A 19761-nucleotide genomic window follows, 5' to 3' on the forward strand; every position below is an offset into this window, starting at 1 on the left:
CATGCCAAGACTTAGGCAGAAAACAAAGCAAATGCTTATTGCTGGACTTATTGGAGCCACTGCTGTCGGGGCGTTATTCATTGGATATGCTCTGATCCAGGAAAGGGGGGAACGTGCAGCCAAACAAGCGTTGTCACAAGCATATGAAGAGCAACTTGAAGACTTAAGGGAGGTTGCTCGCAAGGAGATGGCCGAAGGTTGGGTGGTCACTCGTGAAATTGTAGCGGGTCATCCTGTCAAGCAGGAGGATTTGAAGCTGGTCAAGCTGCCGGTAGATAGTATTCCGGCCGATGTCCTGAGTGCGGAGAAGAAGATTACAGGTAAATATGCCAAGGTCTCGTTGCAGCCCCGTACGCTGTTAACGGAAACGCTGCTCTATGAGGAAGAGCCTACACCGGATGATTTACGCTGGAGAGAAATGTCCTTTGTACAGCTACCCTCACTATTGGAGAGAAGTGATGTTGTCGACATACGGATTCAGTTCCCGACCGGTCAGGATTACATTTTGCTATCCAAGAAGAAGGTTGAAGAGTTAGCTTCGGGGACGGTCACCCTTACGATTGGAGAGACAGAAATCTTATCGCTCTCCAGCGCCATAGTAGACGCCTATTTACATAAAGCATCAATTTACGCACTAGCTTATGTTGAGCCCTATTTGCAAAAGAAGCCCGTGCCAACCTATCCGTCCAATGAGGCTGTCATGCAACTCATCAAGAAGGACCCTAACATCGTGAAGCAGGCAGAAGCGGTGCTTAGCGCCAATGCACGGAAGGGACTGGAAAGTGATTTGTTAACGATGTCGCCACAACGTGCGGCCGAATTCTCCAGCCGTCAAACCCAAACATCCAGTTACCCAACAAGCTCAGCTCTTCAATCAGGCTCAGTAGGAGCTGGAGAGGTAACGGCAGAAGACAGCTTTCAATTGGATGCGGCGAAGTAGGGTGAAATAAAGGAGGCCTTGATGTGAAACGTTGGTTGTTTGTAGGCAAAAGTGATAAACGTGATTTGTTGCTGTATCTATGCAGTGCATTGGCAGCAACGGGCTTAAAGGTATTGCTGGCGGATGGCACTGAGAACGGAAAGTACCGCTATGCGCTGGGGGGCAATGATTCGAGATTAGCCGTGACTGAATTTTGTGGCTTCGATGTTATTACAGGCCCGCTGACGGCTGCGCAGGTCTCTGTGAAGAGGTCAGATGGGAAAATCGATAATGGTTATGATTACGAGCTGTATGATCTGGAGTCATTAAGTGGTCTTGGGCCTGAGTGGTTTGCCACTGCGGATGAGATCGTATGGGTAACCTCGTATGACCGTTATGAGGTGGAGGCAAGTGCACAGTGGTTCCGTACTTTGTTGCATTTGTGGCCTCAGTTGCGGGGGATGACTATTCGTCCAGTATATATCCGCACCGTGGACTGCTACCTGAACAGCGATTACATTATGAGCTTTATGGATGGACTTGCTTTGGAATGGCGTGAGGAGGCGATTCGCATTCCCTGGAACGAATTGAATCTGGCTGTTCAATTGGAGAACGAGCATGCGGGCCGGTTGCATCTTGCCCATCTGTCCCGTTCTTACAAAAGGGCTCTGCGTCAGCTATTGCATGAATTGGCGGGTTGGGAGTCGACTGTAGCGAGGAAAGCACTCCGTCAGGCGGAAAGGAGACAGGCATGAGCCGGTTGTTATTCTGGGACGGAGGTCAAGGCGTAGCTGCTGAAATCGCCACTGCCTGTGCAATCATGTTGGGCCTGCATTATCCAAAGCGGGTATTGCTGCTTAATCAAGGCCGGGTCTCAAGCGGGCCTGAGGAGGGCTTAAGGCAATCCATACTGCGCCATCAGGCTGGGAGGGCCGATGAGTCACTGGCTGAATTCGGCGTGGATGCCTTATTACGTATGGCAGCCAGCGGGCGGTTAAAGCCCGAGAATTTCGCTGACTACACGCTCCCTCTGCTCCGGGGAAGGCTTGATTTGGCTGGCGGGCTACAACATGGCGGATTGGCTCTGGGTGGGGAGAGTGATCGAGAGGTTACGGCTATGTTGCAAATGGCCGAACAGACTTATGATCTGGTCGTGATGCACCTTCAGGGCCGTCGACGACTGAGTGAGGCCCTGCGTTCCCGGCACGAAGGGGACATTATGATTGCGGTACTTCCGCAGCGGAGAGCACAGTTGGAGCTGTTCTTCGCTGATGTGGCCCCGTACCTGGTTAGACAGCACCCAGGCATCTGTGTAGTTATCTCTTCATTTGATGCAAACTCCCACTGGAATCTGGCCAATATTCAACGCCGCTATAAATCCAGCTTGCCCATATTTGGCATCCCGCATCATTCGGAGTTCAGCGATACCTGGAATGATCAGGACATTTTATCCTTTTTCCGTAAATACAAATGGGTGCCCAAGCCCAAAAATGCTCATCAGCAGTTATTGGATCAATTTTATCGTCTTGGAGGCAAGCTGCTCAAGCTTGCGGAGGTTAAGGCCCACAACGGTTCAAGGCAAGAGAAGGGGGCCTGAGGAATTGAACAAGTTGACCAACGGTTTGATGATTGCGCTAATATTGCTGCTTGTTCTGCTATACCTTTGGTTAAAGGTCCGCACCTCGTCTGACCGAATAGGGCAAGGAAGAAGTAATCAGGATCCCTATAGTATTACAGTGCTGATCAATCAGGTGAAGGAGGGCTTGCACGAGCTGAGCCGCCCGCATAGCAACGATTGGGGAATCGGTGAGGATGCCTGGAGTCGGCGGGTCAAAGCACGGACAGAACTTCGGCAAGCATTGCGGGGCTGTACCTACGGAGACTTGCGGGATAAGCGTTATGTCAAATCATTTATCCGTGATATCTTGACCGGAAGCTGCGGTGTTCATGAAGGGAATATAGATAACGTTATTCCTTTTCAGCGTCGTGATTTGCTGACATCTCAGGATCGGTTCGATATCATTCTTTATCTTTACCGTTTGCGTCATGGCACGGAAGGCTTGTGCCGAATGATTGAAGACTATGCTCTGGATGAAGCCAAGCCACCTAAGGCGGGGGATGGTACCCCGGTTTTTGAAATCAACGGACAAGATGTCGATCGGGTATTTTATTTGGAATACCGCTCTCTCTCCTTCCAGGAGAAGCTCGATATCGTGGTTCAGCGTGTATATCAAGGGTATAAGGGGTTTTCAGTCATCGACGAGCTAAGAGAAATGCGAATTGATGGCGTTAGCGGAGGGGTAAGCGGAGTTTCGGGCGGCTTTGCAGCAGACGATCATCTACAGGATGCATGGATGCATTCAGTTCCAGACTTTCCATTGGATGAGGATGGAGAACGGGTTGTCAGCTTCTGGGAAAGTGTCTGGATCTTCTATAAGGGTAAAAGCCTGCGTTTATCCTTTCTGTCCTTTGGCAGTGAAGCTGAGTTAAAGCGGGTTTGTCAAAATATTTATAAGTTCAACCTGCCCGGACAACTATCCGAAGCAAACGGATTTAAAGTCAATGAAATGAAGGATGGTTCGCGGGTTGTGGTAGTAAGGCCCCCCTTTGCCGAGACCTGGGCTTTCTTCGTCCGTAAGTTTGATGTACAGAACGCTGCTCTTGAACAGTTAATTCAGGGCAACAATGCGGGGCTCCCGGTGCAGTTGCTCAAATATTTGATGAAGGGCAGTCGAATTACTTCAATTACCGGGTCGCAAGGATCGGGAAAAACTACCCTGCTGATGGCCATGGTCAAGCATATCTATGCAGCTTATACCCTACGTGTGCAAGAGATGTCCTTCGAGCTTAACCTACGGCGATTGTACAGCGGACGAAATATTTTAAGCTTCCGGGAAACGGACTATGTAAGCGGCCAAGCGGGGTTGGATTTGCAGAAGAAAACAGACGGGACCGTCAACATTCTAGGGGAGGTAGCTACGGATGAGGTGGCAGCCTGGATGGTGCAGATGGCTCAGGTTGCAAGCTTGTTTACGATCTTTACGCACCACGCCAAGACGTTCAGGGATCTGATTGAGTCGTTACGCAATTCATTGCTTAAGACTGGCGTGTTCAGGGATGAGAACATTGCGGAACTCCAGGTGGCCTCCGTTATTGATTTTGATATACACCTTCGCCGGGATATGGAGGGCAATCGATATATTGAACGCATTACCGAATGCTATCGGCTAGAGCCGAGTGAAGCAGCTATCGATGGCGAGGTTGGATCAACTCGCCATGGATATACTGAACGAATCATCGTTGAGTATCGTGACGGAGGATATGTCGCTGTGCAGCCTATTTCAAGCCGTTGCCGGCAAGCCATGATAAGGGAAATGCTGCCCAAGGATGCGGCTGCTTTCGGTCAATTTGCCAGCACGTATTGGGGGGAGACGATTGGAGCTTAAGACGTTTCTGTTGTTTATCCTCATCTTGTCTTTAGCTGGTGGGCTACTGCTCTATATTGCTGGACGGTATGCGGGAAGGAAGGAGCAATCTCTCTGGGCAGATGGACCCGTAGAAGCTGATGCCGTCGAGGGACAGTCTCTACGCTGGCTTGGCACAGTCCTCTCGTCCTTCTTGTTAAAGTCCTATGCGCTAGGCATGAAGTGCCCGCCACTTAAGCTTTATATCTGGAAGGTTCGTACTCGGCTAGCCATCATTCATCGTTATAACGAATTTGAGCTCAGGCGGCAAACCATGAAGTTTGTTTTTGGAACCATCGGTTCATTTACCCTTGGAATTGTATTGTTAACGCTCTTGAATCCAAGCTGGAGTTTCTTTCTATTATTATTGCTTGCCGCTGCTGTCATTCAGGGCTTGCTGCTGGACGGTTATGTCAATCAACTGGAGAAGAAGCTGCTGGAACAAATGCTTGATTTTTTTACTGCTGTAAGACATGCCTACCACCGACATGGGATGGTGGCTGATGCCATTGAAGAAGCGGGCGAAGAGACGGGGCATGAGGTTGGGGTACATGCTCATTTGATTAGTGAAGCGCTAGAGAATTCCCGCCCGGATGAGGCGCTGGATAAATACTACGAAACGGCGCCCAATCGTTTCTTGAAGGCCTTTGCCGGTATTTCCCGATTGGTACTAGAGTATGGGGACCGCAAGCGTGAACGTGGCTCACTTTACTTACGCGGAATCAGCAGCTTGACGGGAGAAATACAACTTGAGCTTACTCGTAAGAACCGGCTTGATTATTTGCTTAAGGGACTACATATCATTGCATTGTTGCCAGTGTTTTTCACTAAGCCTATTGAAATTTGGGCCAGAGGGAATTTTCCGTTAATGGATCAGTTCTATTTAAGCAAAGCCGGAATTCTCATCAAGCTAGGCATTTTTTTGATTATCTTGCTTTGTTATATGCTGCTTCAAAAGCTGAAGAGTGAGGTGGAGACCTCCTACCGGGCAGAACCAGAGAATAAACCATGGGAAGCGGTTGTGCTCGAGTATGGCAGATTAGCCTGGATATGGCGCTGCTTTGTTCCGTCTCCTGACTCAATGACTTATTACCGTTTGGCACGGCTAATTAAGGATACAAATGAGCGGATACGCGTGGAGTGGTTCCAGATAAGAAGAATATGTAGCTTTATCTTCTGCTTTCTTCTGGCCCTGGGCTTTGCCGTAGCCTTGCATTTCCTCTCTCAGCAACGAATTATGACGGAGCCTCCCAGGGAAACTGTGTTTTTCGGAGCCGTGCCTCAGGATAGGATGCAAGCAGGACGACAAGAGGCTGAACTAGATGCGGCTGTCATGCAGGAAATCGGTATGAAGGAGCAGTTGACTTATGATGTCATTGCTCAATCGGTCAAAGCGCAGCTAAATCAAGAAGGCAACATAGTTTCTTCTGAGGATATTGTTGCAGCTACGAACCGAATCATTGATAAACTGCAACGATGGAATGGTGAGTATTTAAAATGGTGGGAAATCGGCCTAGCTTTGATGGCCGGGCTAACTGGATATTATTTTCCGTTGTGGGCTTTGCAATTTCAACGCTTTATGCGGTTGATGGACATGAAGCACGAGGTATACCAATTCCAGACGATGATCGCTATCTTGCGTGAACTGGAGCGAATTTCCGTAGAGGAAATCCTGGATTGGCTGGCCTCTTATGCAGTGATTTTCCGTACCCCATTGCAGCGATGTTTGCTCAATTACGGGCATGGGGCTGAGCAAGCCCTGCAGGAGCTGAAGGACGAGGTGAACCTGGATGAATTCCAGCGTTTGGCAGACAAATTGATATTGGCCACTGAGAAGATCACCATTGCCGATGCCTTCGATGATTTGGATACAGAAATGGCGTATCACTTCGAACGTCGTCGTCTTGATTACGAGAAGTCGCTGGATACCAAGGCGGGACTGGGACGAATTATCGGCTTTACCCCTATGTATTCGCTTGTATTTGCGTATTTGGTTATTCCGTTAATCTGGATGAGCTTTGAGCAGATGGGCTTGTACTTTGAGCAAATCCAAAAATTATAAATTAAAGGAGAACAATAAATTATGAACAATGCATCATCCGCATTAAAAGTAGCGGCAGGAATTTTTCTGACCATTGCCTTGATTACAATAGTAGTGATTTTATTTGTATCAGCACAGGAGGCGACGAAAACCGCACAAAATCATTTTTCCGATATTCAAACGGAATTGTCCCAAGCCTCATTTACAGTTTATGACGATACGACTATTAGCGGTTCCCAGGTTACTAACGCTTTGCGGAAATTTAATGACCGCCAGCAGTTCGGTGTATTGGTGAAGACGGGGAAGAACAGTGGAGGCGAATGGTATGGTGATATTCTCAATCTGAGTGATCCGGAAGGTTCAGAGAAATACGGTTCGGTCATAGCACCAAGCAATGCAGATATCGGGAATTCATGGAATGAAATTCTGAACGAATATGTCAACCCAAGTGGAAAATTCAAGGCGAGAGTAATCAAAGATAAGTCAAACGTCGTGCGTGGGGTGGTATTTACTCAAACCACGGTGATTCCTTGATTGTTGTTGTGCAGTTGTTGGGCGAATGTCTATGAATCACGTAAGAGGAATGATGTGGCTGCTGTTCTCTATCAGCTTTTGCCTGGCGGCAGCCAGCTTGACTCTGGGCCTTGACCAACGCCAGCATTCGACGATAGACCATCTTGCCATGAATTCGCATAGCTCCGTTCGCAGTGTGTATACGCGGATGGGGGCGGCACAAGGCTCGGGATTGACTGCTATGTACAGCGATACCCAAGCTAGCGGGGATCTGGACATGTATACCGGATTACAGATTATACATAGCTTGAAGCAATGGTGTATCCAGGGACAGGTGGTCATCGTAGATGGGTGGACACTGACAACTGGTAGGGCTACGGACTCTTTGGACGTACTGGAGGAAAGTCGCAATATTGCGCTAACTGTGCTTGATTTGAATGCTGAATATATGGCTAAACGGACTTACTATGCAGATGGAAACATTCAGAATATGTTGTTCTATCAAAGGTAGGAGATGAAAGTGTGAGCGATATTCTGTCCAAGATGACTGCTGCGCTGCTGGCTGTCTTGTTATTGTTTGCTTATCCAGCCTTGCAGACGGCTCAGCGGCAGGAGGACATTCATTATTTGGCCGCTTATCAGGCCATGGTTCAATTCGCTGACGCAGTCAGGAGCAAGGGGTATGTATCCCCAGTGATGTACGAAGAATTTATTCGACAACTGGAAGTAGGGGGTGGAATACATGAGGTGGAACTGGAGCATCGACGGAAGAAGTACCACCCCGAGTATGGCGATCCAGCCAATCCGAATACGTTCTTGAATGATTTCAGTGTTGTATATGATGCCTACTATTCCCCCGAAATTTTGTCTGTATTATTTCCAGAGGATAAGGGTGGCTTGCCGAAGGAGAGAGGGCCATACAAGCTTCAGACAGGCGACTATTTCTCGGTAACATTGACAGATCATTCGCGTGGACCGATGGATATTTTCTCTGATTTTTTATATGGTGGGCCTGCCCCGGAGATTTCTGGCTTAATGACATATGGAGGAATGGTCTTGAATGAAGATTACTGACTGGGCGATCATCTTTGTACTTCTGGTAACCCCCATGCTGTGGCTGGGAAGCTTACATATTGAAAATGCTCGGGAGATGAACAGACTGGACATTCGCTATACAACGGCATTGAAGACATCTGCGCAGGATGGGGGTCAGGCGCTTAATCGAAACGAGCTGCAGAGATTTGAGAACGGCTACGGATCAGATAAATGGATGCGGGCTGATAAGGAACAAGCTCTGGCTGCTTTCCTGCGAACGATGTATGTCAATTTTGATGTGGCTGATGATTGGGTAGGTCAACAGGCCTTGCTTGCGTTCATTCCGGCGGTGGTTGTAATTGATTACGACGGTTATTATGTATATGCAACCAGGGCTGGTTCCGAATACGACCAAGAATCGTCCCTAATTCACCGTTGGGGAGACAAGAAGCCTTATGTTTATGCCGACGCTGGAGGGAACAGTATCGCGTTTACGCTAGATAGTTATGTAACGGTGTATGATGCGGCTGAGCAGCGCTGGCTAAGCGGAAGACAGGGTGAACTAAAGGATGAGACGGTCATCCCGTTGCTTCAGGACAATTTAAGATTTGAAGCGGTACGCCGCTCGGCGATTGTACATAGTATTGAACAGGATCTGGAGCAAGCCATTCACCTCCATAATGACTATGCTGCTAGACAGGGAGTGCGCTATACCTTCACGCTTCCAACCATCTCGCAGGAGGAATGGAACAATACATTGGATGATGTTGGCATCATTGCTTTTCTACAAGGGATTCCTGTTGGTGATCGTTACTACAATAACTATGCGCTTGGGGGCGGGCGGCTGGTTCGGTCCTCGACCATTCTTGGCATTGTTGATTTGGTAACGGGGATGAAGTATTACGAGCGGGATACCTGTGCAACTGTGAAAGATGGCCGTTACCTGATTGAAGAGGTGTTCTCCAGTGAGCAGGCAGCAGCGGCGAAGGGATATTTCGCATCACAATGCCGATGGCTGGAATGACATACGCTGGAGAATGGTTTGCAGCCAGATTGAACATCTTATAAATGCATGTTCAAAAAGTTAAGTTTTCAGCTTGGTAATTGCAAGTAAGGTGGTCATATGGATGCGAAGATATATACTGCTGGTGCTGGAGAATGGAGGGGAAGGGACTAGAATCAAAGACGGCCTTGAGGAAGTCGGTTACCAAGTGGGATGGTGTCAAAGCGGGGATGAGGCAATCCATCGTTTAAATGATGAATTGCCGGAGTTGGTCTTGCTCGGGACCGATCTTACCGAAGAAAAATGGGAGCGAGTGTTAGAGCAGATCGGTCGGTTCGCCCCCTTTCCCATTATTCTGCTACTTCATGAGTGGAACTCGGAAACCGTGGTGCAAGCATTCGCCAGTGGGGTTAATGATTGTGTAAATGTTACAGTTCCCATGGCTGAGCTCTACGCTAGAATGGGCCATTTGCTCTCCCTTTACAAGCAGATTGGCGATGGCTCTGCTACGGAGTTGGGCTACGGGCCGTTACGTATGGAGCTTCGCAACCGCAAGGTCTACCGGGATGGCGAGGAGATAATGCTGACATCGAAGGAATTCGATTTGCTCTTATTTTTAGCCAGGCGGGCCGGTAAGGTCTGCAGTCGCGAAATGATTTTGCAGCAGGTATGGGGGTATGAGTTTGCAACGGGGACTAATGTGGTGGATGTGTACATCCGCCATTTACGTCAAAAGCTGGACCGTGGTCGTACACCCAAGCTACTGTATACGATCCACGGCACAGGCTATATGTTAAAATAAGTATGGCCTGTCCATTACAGGACGCGACGTGCCTTGAGATAAGTCTTCTTCCAGTTGCCGGAGTTCAAGTCAGAGATTGTTACTCCCGGCTTACCATAGGTATGCAGAATTTTTCCACTCCCCATATAAACGGCCACATGAGTTACATTCTTACCGGTAGCGCGGCTACCGCTAGAGAAGAACACGAGGTCGCCAGCCTTGAGATTGGCCTTGGATACAGCATAGCCTTCTTTGGACTGAGCTGACGAGGTGCGTGGCAAATCAACTCCATATTTCTTGAATATATATTTGATAAAGGATGAGCAATCGAATACGCGGCTGGTTGAGGTGGAAGCTCCAAATTTATAAGGTGTTCCCAAAAACTTCTTGCCATAGTTTACCACACTGGTTCCAGTGGATACGGCGGTGCTCTCTGCAGATTCTGCTGCCTGTACCGTTCCAACTCCGCTGGTAAGTAAAGTGCCGAATCCTATGGCGGAAGCTAGTCCGACTGTCAATACCTTTTGGAAAATGCTGCGTTTATTCATATTGTTGTAGTACCTCCAAAATTTTGTTAATTTGGTTCGTAATGAAGTATAACAGGTTTGTAATCTTCTAAAAATTGGTATATGAGGCTCAATGCCTTGTCTATCAAAGCTTTGGGGCAGATTATTAAAAAACGATTAAAAATTGCTTTTTTTCTAGGAAAAGGATAAACGACAATGAGTAAAAAGCCCATAATCCCTTGAGTAACAAGGGGTTATGGGCTTTTTTTGAATGATTACAATTTTGTTTTATTTACGAAGCTAATCCCGACTCTGAATAATCAGGAGCCAACCACTTTCAACTTTAACCGTACCCGTTGAAGCAATAAGTTTGTTGCTGACGGCTAGCGATTGTCCCATTTTCAAAGTAGCCTTATCCAGAGGATATAGGAAACCATCCAGGGTAATACCTGTAACCTCTGGAGTGATTGGAAGCAGGGAGACGTACGTATAACCCCGATCTTCAACCTGGGCAGTTGTGCCAGTCAGCGTAATATGATTGTATTCATCCCAGATGCTGCAAGCAATCTGATGCTGAACGGCCCGCAGCAAAATATGTATGTTGGCAAGAGTGTGGTCCATACGAGTGCCGAGGACTCCGACAAGGATAATTTCTTGCGGCTGAAGACGAATGGCCAGATCAAAGGCAAGCTCGGTATCGGTTAAGTCTTTGTCCAGCGCGTCGCAGGTTGTGAGCTCCCTGCTGTTATTCCGGATGATTTCCAATTCATCCTCGCTGACGGAGTCGAAGTCACCTACTGCCAAATTCGGCTTGATGCCATGCTCCACCAGGAACAAGGCGCCCCGATCAGCCCCGATAGTGTAGTCGTCTTCACGAATCTCTTGGACGAGGGCCGGGTCAATACGTCCACCGGCAAAAATGAGTACCCGATTGTTAGTCATGTTTCAATCTTCCTTTCGTACATAAATCGGTTCATTAAATTAGTATAATTCAGATTTTAGGCTTGCACAATTTCATCTTGAGGGCCTACAATGAGGAATGATAGAAAATAGCTAACAGAAAGAGGCAGAGAAGGACGGGAACATGCACATATTTGATATTTTCAGCATCATTGGAACCATTGCTTTTGCCATGTCTGGCGCATTCGTGGCGATGGAGGAGAAGTATGACATTCTCGGGGTAGTGGTGCTGGGCCTAGTCACAGCTTTTGGCGGCGGAATTATCCGCAATGTGCTAATTGGTGTTCCGGTCACTACCTTATGGGCGCAGGGGGATTTAATTTTACTGGCCGTATTGTCTGTATTAATTGCCTTCATCCTGCCGATGCCGTGGATTCGGCATTGGAAGCGGACGGAGGTGCTGTTTGATGCCATTGGCTTGTCCGCCTTTGCTATCCAAGGTGCGCTTTATGCCACAGAAATGAAGCACCCACTCAGCGCGGTGCTGGTTGCGGCGGTCTTGACGGGAATTGGTGGGGGAATCATTCGCGATTTACTTGCCGGGCGCAAGCCGTTGGTACTTCGGGAGGAAATCTATGCCGTATGGGCAATGATGGCCGGTTTAGCGGTGGGGTTCGGTTGGTTTCAATCCACTGTCGAACTTATCCTCTTGTTTGTTCTCGTTGTCTTCTTTCGTATGCTTTCGGTGCACTACAAATGGAAGTTGCCTCGCCGGTCTTTGGAAACGGGGAACATTCATATGGGGACAGAATCCGGGCTAACCGAGGGGACCACAGAACGGGTTGTCGTGAGGGATCAAACCCCTTCAGCGGCAGAATAGGAAAATGAACAAGGCTGTCCCGAGCTTTAATCGCTTTCAGGGCAGCCTTGTTCGAATGAAAAGATGTAAGCGCTATTTCAAGAAATGGATTAACGCATCCGGGAGCTCTTGTTGCCAGAAGCCCCACAAATGTTTGCCATCCTTCTCAAAATAAGTAACCTTGGCACCACGCTCTTCCAGCAACGCTTTGGCTTTGCGGTTCAGTTCAACAAAGTTATAGGTGCCCGTATCAGTCGTATAGTTCTGTTCCTGTAGGCCAACGATCATAAAGAGCGATAGAGCGGCTAGATCAGTCTCTTGGGCCAGCAGTTTCAATGAAGGCTCATAGTAGGCCCCTGACAAGCTGATGATTTTGGCAAACAAATCCGGTCTTTTCAAGGCTAAATGAAGGGAAACAGTCGCTCCCAGTGAATCGCCGGCTAGAATCCGTTCCCCCGGTTCGCGGCGAACCGGATATTTCTGTTCAATGAAGGGAATAATTTCTTCCGTAAAACAGCTTGTGTAGGCCTCGAAGCGGTTGCCAAATGGAGCGTATTCCTCAGTACGTATAGTGGTGTTCACTTCTACGCCAACGATGATAAAGGGATCAATTCCTTCATCTAATATAAGTTGGTTAGCATGGGTAGCAATTCGTCCAAAGTTAAAAAACTCCTCACCGTCCTGACAATATACGACAGGATAGCTGATAATTTCGTTGTAGCCTGGAGGAAGGTAAACACGAAGATAGCGCTTTTCTCCTAAAAACTCACTTTCGATTTCTTCCTTAATAATGGTTCGTTTGAGATAACGTGAATCAGTCATGGTTCAAACACGCTCCGTTCCTTTAAATTTTGCTTTTAATACTGGATTCAGATAGAATTTATCGTGAGAAATGGGTCGTAGACATTCCCTGAAAAAAGGAAGGTGTTATACTAATTCGAATAAACTGTTACATAAACAAAAATAAAAATATAACACAATTAACCTGAAATCCTTTGACTTATTGAGTGAAACAGTTGTATAATAATTCTATAACAGAGGCACAAGATAATCAAATATTTAGTCGAGGTGAAAAAAATGAGCAAGATTCCTTATGAAGTGTATACGGAAGAAGTTGAAGCTTTAACCGTGCTTTCGCCGGATGGCGAGATTGTGAATAAAGATAAAGTCCCGGCTTTGACCGACGATCAATTAAAAGAACTTATGTACCGTATGGTATTTACCCGTACTTGGGACGAACGTGCGATTAACCTGGGCCGTCAAGGTCGTTTGGGCTTCTACGCACCGGTATCTGGCCAAGAGGCGACTATGGTAGGTAGTGAATTTGCTTTGGAGAAAGGGGATTTCGTTTGCCCAGGCTATCGCGATATGCCTCAGCTTGTATGGCACGGTCTTCCGCTTTATCAAGCATTCCTGTATTCCCGTGGTCATCAACACGGCGGTGAAATTCCTGAAGGTGTTAATGTACTTATGCCACAAATCATCATCGGTGCGCAAGTGCTGCATGCGATGGGGATTGCTATGGGTTATAAATTGAAGAAACAAAAACAAGTAGCTATTACTTATACTGGTGACGGCGGTTCTTCCGAAGGCGACTTCTACGAAGCAATGAACTTTGCTGGAGTATACAAGCTGCCTGTTATTTTCTTCGTGCAAAACAATGGTTATGCCATTACGACACCATTCTCCAAACAGACTGCCGCTTTGTCGATTGCTCATAAAGCAGTTGCTGCCGGAATTCGTGGCGTGAAGATCGACGGGATGGACGTATTTGCCGTCATCAGCGCTGTACAAGAAGCCGCTGAGCGTGGCCGTAACGGAGAAGGGGCTACACTGATTGAAGCTGTGACCTACCGTTTCCGTCCGCATTCCTTGTCTGACGATACTTCCAAGTACCGGACAAAAGAAGAGGAAGGCGAATGGGGCGAGAAAGATCCAATTAATCGTCTGGCCAAGTACCTGAATAAGAAAGGCCTCTGGACGGATGAAGACACGGCTCGCGTGAAGGATGAAGCCAAGGCGAAAGTCAACGAACAAATTAAAAAAGCGGAACAAACTGAGAAAATGACCATCCCAGGCCTGATCGACAGCATGTTCGAGCACACGCCAAAACATCTGGAAGAGCAAAAAGCCGATTTTAAATAAGCTGAACATTTAAATAGTCTGATCGTTCTATAGAGGAGGATACAAGCAATGGCACAGATGAATATGAAAGAAGCAATTCGGGATGCAATGCGCGTCGAATTGGAACGTGATCCGAACGTTATTATTTTCGGTGAAGACGTAGGGAATGTCGGCGGGGTATTCCGCGTTACAGAAGGCTTGCAAAAGGATTTTGGTGAAGATCGCGTAATGGATACGCCGCTGGCGGAATCAGCGATTGGCGGTATGGCTGTGGGCCTTGGTATTCAAGGGTTCCGTCCAATTGCAGAAATTCAATTCGTAGGTTTTATCTTTGAAGCACTGGATCAAATTTTGGTACAAGCGGCTCGTTTGCGCTACCGTTCCGGTGGTCGTTACAATGCACCAATCGTATTCCGTACACCGTTTGGCGGCGGAGTAAAAGCGGCTGAGTTGCACACTGACGCTCTTGAAGGTTTGATTGCTCAAACACCAGGGATCAAGCTGGTTATCCCTTCAAATCCTTATGATGCTAAAGGTTTGCTGATCTCGGCAATCCGCGATAATGATCCAGTATTCTTTATGGAGCATTTGAACTTGTATCATGCCTTCCGTGATGAAGTACCAGAAGGGGAATACACCGTTGAATTGGGTAAGGCGAACATCGTTCGTGAAGGCTCTGATGTGACGATTATTTCTTACGGTATGATGGTTCACACGGCAGTGAAGGCTGCAGACGAGTTGGAGAAGAACGGTGTGAAAGCCGAAGTTATCGACTTGCGTACGCTGGTACCACTTGATATTGATACGATTGTAGCTTCTGTCAAGAAGACGAATCGCGTCATTATCGTACAAGAAGCTCAAAAATCGGCAGGTATTGCCGCTGAAATTATTGCTCAAATCAACGAAAAAGCTATTTTACATCTGGAAGCTCCTGTGCTTCGTATTACGCCACCGGATACGATTTATCCGTTCGCGCAAATCGAAGATCAATGGCTCCCGTCTCCAGCCCGAATCATTGAAGGCGTCAATAAAGTTCTTGAATTTTAATTAGACAAAAAATGGGAGGTAATTCCTGTGGCAAAATTTGAATACCGGTTTCCTGAGCTCGGGGAAGGTCTGCATGAAGGCGAAATTATCAAAATGCATATCAAACCGGGTGATACCGTAACAGATGAAGATATCATCATGGAAGTTCAAAACGATAAAGCGGTTGTAGAAGTACCATGTCCGGTTAACGGGACAGTACAAGAGGTGCTCGGTACTGATGGAGCAGTCTTCCGTGTAGGGCAGGTAGTAGCTGTCATCGATGCTGAAGGCGATATTCCTGATCAAGGTGATGCACCGGCACATGAAGAGCCCGAAGCAGCAGCTCCGGCACCTGCTGAAGCAGCAACGCCTGCGGCAAGTGCCTCGGCACCAGCAGCACCGGTAGCTTCTGACCGCGAAGTATTGGCAACGCCAAGCGTTCGCAAGTTTGCTCGCGAGCAAGGCATTGATATTGCGCAGGTTGCAGGTACAGGTAAAGCGGGCAAAATTACTCGCGAAGATGTAGAAGCCTTCAAGAACGGTGGTGCTCCGGCAGCGTCTTCCGCGGCAGCTCCAGCAGCAGAGGCTGCTACGACAACATCGGCTCCGGCGGCAGCTCCTACTGAAATCCCGCAAGGATCGTACGAAGAACGCGTACCATTTAAGGGTATCCGTAAAGCGATCTCGAACGCGATGGTTAAATCCGCTTATACCGCACCACATGTTACGATTATGGATGAAGTAGATGTTACCGAACTGGTAGCCTTCCGTACTCGTATGAAACCAGTCGCTGAGAAGAAGGGCATTAAAGTAACTTACCTGCCGTTTATCGTGAAGGCACTGGTAGCTGCTTCCCGTAAATTCCCGGCACTGAATGCTTCCATCGATGAAGTGAACAACGAAATTGTGTACAAGAAGCATTATGATATCGGTATTGCTACAGATACAGATAATGGCTTGATCGTTCCTGTCATCAAGGATGCTGATCGTAAGAGCATTTGGATGATTGCTGAATCCATCTCTGACCTGGCTCTTCGTGGACGTGAAGGTAAGCTTAGCGCTAACGAAATGAAAGGCAGCACCATTTCCATCTCCAACATCGGTTCTGCTGGCGGCATGTTCTTCACACCGATCATTAACTACCCTGAAGTAGCTATCCTGGGTACAGGCCGGATTAGTGAAAAGCCGGTTGTACGCGATGGGGAAGTTGTTGTAGCGCCTGTAATGGCTCTGTCCCTCAGCTTTGACCACCGTCTGATCGACGGCGCAACGGCACAAAACTTTATGAACTACATCAAACAACTGCTCGCTAATCCTGAGCTGCTTGTAATGGAGGTGTAATGTAATGGTAGTAGGAGACGCTTCTCTTGATATTGATACATTGGTCGTAGGTGCTGGTCCTGGTGGTTATGTAGCTGCAATTCGTGCAGCTCAGCTTGGACAAAAGGTTGTTATCGTAGATAAATCGGAGCTTGGTGGCGTGTGTTTGAATCGCGGTTGTATTCCATCCAAAGCTTTGATTGCTGCGGCGCATCAATTCGAAAATGCTTCTCATGGTGAAGCTTTCGGGATTAGTGCTGAAAATGTAAAAGTCGATTTTACAAAAACACAAGATTTCAAAAATGGTGTCGTTAAAAAAATGACCCAAGGTGTTAACGGTTTGCTTAAAGGCAACAAGATCGAAATTTTCCACGGCGAAGTGATGTTCATTAACAACACAGAAGCTCGTGCATTTAACGATCATGAATCGCCGCGTTACCGGTTCAAGAACTGTATTCTTGCAACGGGTTCTCGCCCAATCGAATTGAAGCCATTCCCATTTGGCGGACGCATCTTGTCTTCAACAGAAGCATTGGACTTGCAAGAAGTTCCATCCAGCTTGATCGTAATCGGTGGTGGATACATCGGTGCGGAGCTTGGTCAAATGTATTCCAAGTTCGGTACAAAAGTAACGATCATTGAAGGCGCAGACGCAGTTCTTCCTGGCTTCGACAAGGATATGACTCGTTTGGTTGCGAAGAACATGGAGAAGACAGGTATCGAAATTATCACGAATGCCAAAGCGGAAAGTGCAGAGCAAACGGATAAAAACGTAACTGTTAAATATTCGGTAAATGGTGAAGCTAAAGAAGTAACGGCTGACTACTTGTTAGTAACTGTAGGTCGTCGTCCTAACACAGATGGCGATTTGGGCCTTGAACTCGCAGGCGTTGAATTGACTGATCGTGGATTGGTTAAGGTGGACCATCAAGGACGCACAACTAACCCACAAATCTTCGCCATTGGCGACATTGTGCCAGGTCTTGCTCTTGCACATAAAGCTTCTTACGAAGGTAAGGTTGCAGCAGAAGTCATCTCCGGATTACCTTCTGTTGTAGATTACAAAGGAATGCCTGCGGTATGCTTCACGGATCCTGAATGCGCAAGCGTTGGTTACACGGAGAAGGAAGCGAAGGAAAAAGGCTTCAAGGTTAAAGCTGGTAAGTTCCCGTTTGCGGGCAACGGCCGTGCTACTTCCCTGAACCAGCCTGATGGCTTCATCAAAATTGTTGCTAACGAAGAAAACAACGTGGTGCTGGGTGCGCAAATCGTGGGGATTGAAGCTTCTAACTTGATCGCTGAGTTGGGTCTTGCGGTCGAGATGAGTGCAACTCTGGAAGATATCTCGCTGACTGTACATGCTCACCCAACCTTGGGCGAAATCGTTATGGAAACAGCAGAACTGGTAGAAGGTCATCCTATTCACGTAATCTCTCGCTAATCGAATAGCGGTTCAAACGCTCTTTCGAGAGCAGGATTTAACTCCTAAGCATATTTAAAGCAGGGCCGATTATCGGTCCTGCTCTTTTTTTCTTCCCAGACGCATACGGTAGCTGAACATAATGTCTCTGGTAGCTCCCGCAAAGATGTCCTGCACCTGATTGCGAAACTGTTCGGCATCCGAATGAAGTTCACTGGTGCCTAGCTTTAAGGCCGTTTGGAGTCCCCCTTGGCTGAAGGCGATGTTGATGTAGCGCTCGGCATCGCAAGTCTCCCAGTTGTGGAACACAATTTCGCGGGTAAAATCAAACCATCCTGACTCACGGATTTGCTGTAAGTGCCCTTCCTTCGGCCATTTATGGGCCTGCTTCTCAGGCTCGGCCAATTGGACGGCCCATTCATCGGCAAGCCGAATCAAGCGCTTATAGCCTTGTTCCAGTTCAGGAAGGCTAACTGGCGGCCAGTCGCAGTCGTAAGCGGCGAACAACCCCCCAGAGCGCAGGACACGGGCAAATTCTTGCAAGGTCGGCTGTGGCTCCATCCAATGAAAGGACTGAGAGCAGGTAATGATATCGACGCTGTCATCCTGAAAAGGCAGGGCGTGCGACAGAGCCTGCACAAAGCTTAGGCTTTCCGGCTTGTCTTGCTGCTCCCATCGCGACAGAGCGACGGCACGCATATCATCACTGGGCTCAACACCAACGATCTTCTCGGCTTGATTCAGCCATATGAAGGAGGAGAGGCCGGTTCCACAACCCACATCGGCGACGAGGCGTGGGGAATGCCCTAGATACATCGTCAATATCTTGATGACTTCCTCCGGGGCTTTAGGACGATTACGGTCATATAGCTCGCCAAACCCGCTAAATCGTTCTACATTATTAACACGGATATGTTCGTTCAACTAAAACCACTCCTTCAGGATTATAGAGTCAATCTAGATTTAAGGATTATATTACCGATTATACATGAATCCAGAAAGCATACAAAAAGAGCCCCTGCCATAACGGCAGGAGCGTCCTCTATTATCATTCATGGTGCTATGGTAGCTTGGCCGTAGCTGCGGTGAGAGACTTGGCAATTTTGCTCTCCCAATCATGGACCGTCTTGAGGGAAGTATGAACCTGACGGGTCTGATCATAGACCGTCTTCAATTCAACGATAGCCGAGACGGCATCACCGGATTTGACGGCAGCTTTATAACGCTTGTCGGCCGCGGCCAGCCGTTTGCGAGCGGCGGCGATGACCTTATTCTCGGCAGTGATTTGTTTTTTCAGATTTTGAACTGGTACGAGGGCATCTTTGACCATCTTGGCTTTGGCTGCAGCGGCTTTCTTGGCGGCCGCAAGCGCAGCTTTCTTCGCTTTGATCTCCGAAGAGGCCGCGGTTGCCGAAGGCTTTAGCTTGTTGCGCCTCAGTTCAAACAGATCTACCGCTTTCTTGTCCTTTCGCTTCCTGGCGGCTGTAGCCTGCTTGCCTAAAGCATTGTACTGATCCAGCAAAGAGGCGTGCTTGCGTTGCAGTCCTTCACTTTCCTGGGTCAAACGGGTAATCAACGGCTGGTCGATAGCCTTGATTCTCGCTTTAAGTGCAGACAGTCTCTCATTATTGCTCTTACGCAAAGCGGTAACTTCGGCGCTTTGCAACTTGACACCGGCTTGTACGGCTGTCAGTCCGTCATACAGGGTGTCGATGCTGTTCAAGGCGCTATCCCATCCTTCTCCGGCCTTGGCGGCCTGGACCTCTGGTGCAGACATGAGCAGCAGCATGCTGAGAAACAGCACGTTCAAGCGTATCATTGGCTTATACTTCATGAAGACTCACTCCTAA

The 19761-nt window shown here is 47.9% G+C and carries 20 protein-coding genes; 15 read left to right on the plus strand and 5 right to left on the minus strand.

Annotation, left to right across the window (positions count from 1 at the left end; genetic code table 11):
- Position 1: 1 nt before the first annotated feature.
- The 10 genes from BN3279_RS18975 (at position 2) to BN3279_RS19020 (ending at position 9777) form a co-directional block, all read left to right on the plus strand.
- Positions 2–940 carry an SAF domain-containing protein gene (locus BN3279_RS18975; RefSeq protein ID WP_059052974.1) on the plus strand — a complete coding sequence of 313 codons (939 nt, stop codon included), beginning with the start codon at positions 2–4 and terminating at the stop codon, positions 938–940.
- Between the two features lie 23 nt (positions 941–963).
- A complete protein-coding gene (locus BN3279_RS18980) occupies positions 964–1674 on the plus strand; it encodes a hypothetical protein (protein WP_059052976.1) in 711 nt (236 codons plus the stop codon).
- Entirely contained in the window at positions 1671–2516 is an 846-nt protein-coding gene (locus tag BN3279_RS18985; protein ID WP_059052978.1) for a hypothetical protein, read from the plus strand. The genes BN3279_RS18980 and BN3279_RS18985 overlap by 4 nt, the downstream gene beginning before the upstream one ends.
- Positions 2517–2544: 28 nt before the next feature.
- Complete coding sequence (locus tag BN3279_RS18990; protein WP_059054571.1) at positions 2545–4365, plus strand: P-loop NTPase family protein; 1821 nt, start codon at positions 2545–2547, stop codon at positions 4363–4365.
- Positions 4328–6445, plus strand: a complete 2118-nt coding sequence (locus tag BN3279_RS18995) for a hypothetical protein (RefSeq protein WP_232436889.1) — start codon at positions 4328–4330, stop codon at positions 6443–6445. Before BN3279_RS18990 ends, BN3279_RS18995 begins: the two co-directional genes overlap by 38 nt.
- A 21-nt stretch (positions 6446–6466) precedes the next feature.
- Complete coding sequence (locus tag BN3279_RS19000; protein ID WP_059052982.1) at positions 6467–6958, plus strand: hypothetical protein; 492 nt, start codon at positions 6467–6469, stop codon at positions 6956–6958.
- A 31-nt stretch (positions 6959–6989) separates the two neighbouring features.
- Positions 6990–7448 carry a hypothetical protein gene (locus tag BN3279_RS19005; protein ID WP_148466880.1) on the plus strand — a complete coding sequence of 153 codons (459 nt, stop codon included), beginning with the start codon at positions 6990–6992 and terminating at the stop codon, positions 7446–7448.
- An 11-nt stretch (positions 7449–7459) separates the two neighbouring features.
- Complete coding sequence (locus BN3279_RS19010) at positions 7460–8011, plus strand: hypothetical protein (RefSeq protein WP_059052986.1); 552 nt, start codon at positions 7460–7462, stop codon at positions 8009–8011.
- A complete protein-coding gene (locus BN3279_RS19015) occupies positions 7998–8996 on the plus strand; it encodes a hypothetical protein (protein ID WP_059052988.1) in 999 nt (332 codons plus the stop codon). The genes BN3279_RS19010 and BN3279_RS19015 overlap by 14 nt, the downstream gene beginning before the upstream one ends.
- A gap of 103 nt (positions 8997–9099) precedes the next feature.
- The gene (locus tag BN3279_RS19020; protein ID WP_059052989.1) at positions 9100–9777 is read left to right on the plus strand and encodes a winged helix-turn-helix transcriptional regulator; all 678 of its coding nucleotides are present in this window, start codon (positions 9100–9102) and stop codon (positions 9775–9777) included.
- 14 nt (positions 9778–9791) lie between these two features.
- On the opposite strand, the gene BN3279_RS19025 is transcribed toward BN3279_RS19020, so the two are convergent.
- Together BN3279_RS19025 and BN3279_RS19030 are read right to left on the minus strand one after the other, a co-directional pair.
- The gene (locus tag BN3279_RS19025; protein WP_059052991.1) at positions 9792–10304 is read right to left on the minus strand and encodes a C40 family peptidase; all 513 of its coding nucleotides are present in this window, start codon (positions 10302–10304) and stop codon (positions 9792–9794) included.
- Positions 10305–10562: 258 nt separating this feature from the next.
- A complete protein-coding gene (locus BN3279_RS19030; protein ID WP_059052993.1) occupies positions 10563–11204 on the minus strand; it encodes a thiamine diphosphokinase in 642 nt (213 codons plus the stop codon).
- Between the two features lie 142 nt (positions 11205–11346).
- Between BN3279_RS19030 and BN3279_RS19035 the strand changes: the two genes are divergently transcribed.
- On the plus strand, positions 11347–12042 hold the full coding sequence (locus tag BN3279_RS19035; RefSeq protein WP_059052995.1) for a trimeric intracellular cation channel family protein: 696 nt from the start codon (positions 11347–11349) through the stop codon (positions 12040–12042).
- Positions 12043–12114: 72 nt separating this feature from the next.
- On the opposite strand, the gene BN3279_RS19040 is transcribed toward BN3279_RS19035, so the two are convergent.
- Positions 12115–12843 (minus strand): alpha/beta hydrolase, encoded by a 729-nt coding sequence (locus tag BN3279_RS19040; RefSeq protein WP_059052997.1) that lies wholly within the window; start codon positions 12841–12843, stop codon positions 12115–12117.
- 255 nt (positions 12844–13098) lie between these two features.
- On the opposite strand from BN3279_RS19040, the gene pdhA reads away from it, so the two are divergent.
- From pdhA to lpdA, 4 genes are read left to right on the plus strand one after another with little or no spacing between them, the layout of a single operon-like run.
- A complete protein-coding gene (gene pdhA / locus BN3279_RS19045; protein ID WP_059052999.1) occupies positions 13099–14166 on the plus strand; it encodes a pyruvate dehydrogenase (acetyl-transferring) E1 component subunit alpha in 1068 nt (355 codons plus the stop codon).
- A 48-nt stretch (positions 14167–14214) separates the two neighbouring features.
- Positions 14215–15192, plus strand: coding sequence for an alpha-ketoacid dehydrogenase subunit beta (locus BN3279_RS19050; RefSeq protein ID WP_059053001.1), 978 nt, complete (start codon positions 14215–14217; stop codon positions 15190–15192).
- A 27-nt stretch (positions 15193–15219) separates the two neighbouring features.
- The gene (locus BN3279_RS19055) at positions 15220–16512 is read left to right on the plus strand and encodes a dihydrolipoamide acetyltransferase family protein (RefSeq protein ID WP_059053003.1); all 1293 of its coding nucleotides are present in this window, start codon (positions 15220–15222) and stop codon (positions 16510–16512) included.
- A gap of 4 nt (positions 16513–16516) precedes the next feature.
- Positions 16517–17932 carry a dihydrolipoyl dehydrogenase gene (gene lpdA, locus BN3279_RS19060; protein ID WP_059053004.1) on the plus strand — a complete coding sequence of 472 codons (1416 nt, stop codon included), beginning with the start codon at positions 16517–16519 and terminating at the stop codon, positions 17930–17932.
- A gap of 69 nt (positions 17933–18001) precedes the next feature.
- Here the strand turns inward: lpdA and BN3279_RS19065 are convergent, their stop codons facing one another.
- Together BN3279_RS19065 and BN3279_RS19070 are read right to left on the minus strand one after the other, a co-directional pair.
- Positions 18002–18835, minus strand: coding sequence for a class I SAM-dependent methyltransferase (locus BN3279_RS19065; protein WP_059053006.1), 834 nt, complete (start codon positions 18833–18835; stop codon positions 18002–18004).
- A 136-nt stretch (positions 18836–18971) separates the two neighbouring features.
- The gene (locus BN3279_RS19070; RefSeq protein WP_059053008.1) at positions 18972–19745 is read right to left on the minus strand and encodes a hypothetical protein; all 774 of its coding nucleotides are present in this window, start codon (positions 19743–19745) and stop codon (positions 18972–18974) included.
- Positions 19746–19761 lie beyond the last annotated feature (16 nt).

Source organism: Paenibacillus senegalimassiliensis, assembly GCF_001486585.1.
Taxonomy (GTDB): domain Bacteria; phylum Bacillota; class Bacilli; order Paenibacillales; family Paenibacillaceae; genus Fontibacillus; species Fontibacillus senegalimassiliensis.

Coding starts and splice junctions, on each gene's coding strand:
- BN3279_RS18975 (WP_059052974.1), top strand. CDS start 2: ATGCCAAGACTTAGGCAGAAAACAAAGCAAATGCTTATTGCTGGACTT.
- BN3279_RS18985 (WP_059052978.1), top strand. CDS start 1,671: ATGAGCCGGTTGTTATTCTGGGACGGAGGTCAAGGCGTAGCTGCTGAA.
- BN3279_RS18990 (WP_059054571.1), top strand. CDS start 2,545: ATGATTGCGCTAATATTGCTGCTTGTTCTGCTATACCTTTGGTTAAAG.
- BN3279_RS19000 (WP_059052982.1), top strand. CDS start 6,467: ATGAACAATGCATCATCCGCATTAAAAGTAGCGGCAGGAATTTTTCTG.
- BN3279_RS19005 (WP_148466880.1), top strand. CDS start 6,990: ATGAATCACGTAAGAGGAATGATGTGGCTGCTGTTCTCTATCAGCTTT.
- BN3279_RS19015 (WP_059052988.1), top strand. CDS start 7,998: ATGAAGATTACTGACTGGGCGATCATCTTTGTACTTCTGGTAACCCCC.
- BN3279_RS19020 (WP_059052989.1), top strand. CDS start 9,100: ATGCGAAGATATATACTGCTGGTGCTGGAGAATGGAGGGGAAGGGACT.
- BN3279_RS19025 (WP_059052991.1), bottom strand. CDS start 10,304: ATGAATAAACGCAGCATTTTCCAAAAGGTATTGACAGTCGGACTAGCT.
- BN3279_RS19030 (WP_059052993.1), bottom strand. CDS start 11,204: ATGACTAACAATCGGGTACTCATTTTTGCCGGTGGACGTATTGACCCG.
- BN3279_RS19035 (WP_059052995.1), top strand. CDS start 11,347: ATGCACATATTTGATATTTTCAGCATCATTGGAACCATTGCTTTTGCC.
- BN3279_RS19040 (WP_059052997.1), bottom strand. CDS start 12,843: ATGACTGATTCACGTTATCTCAAACGAACCATTATTAAGGAAGAAATC.
- pdhA (WP_059052999.1), top strand. CDS start 13,099: ATGAGCAAGATTCCTTATGAAGTGTATACGGAAGAAGTTGAAGCTTTA.
- BN3279_RS19050 (WP_059053001.1), top strand. CDS start 14,215: ATGGCACAGATGAATATGAAAGAAGCAATTCGGGATGCAATGCGCGTC.
- lpdA (WP_059053004.1), top strand. CDS start 16,517: ATGGTAGTAGGAGACGCTTCTCTTGATATTGATACATTGGTCGTAGGT.
- BN3279_RS19070 (WP_059053008.1), bottom strand. CDS start 19,745: ATGAAGTATAAGCCAATGATACGCTTGAACGTGCTGTTTCTCAGCATG.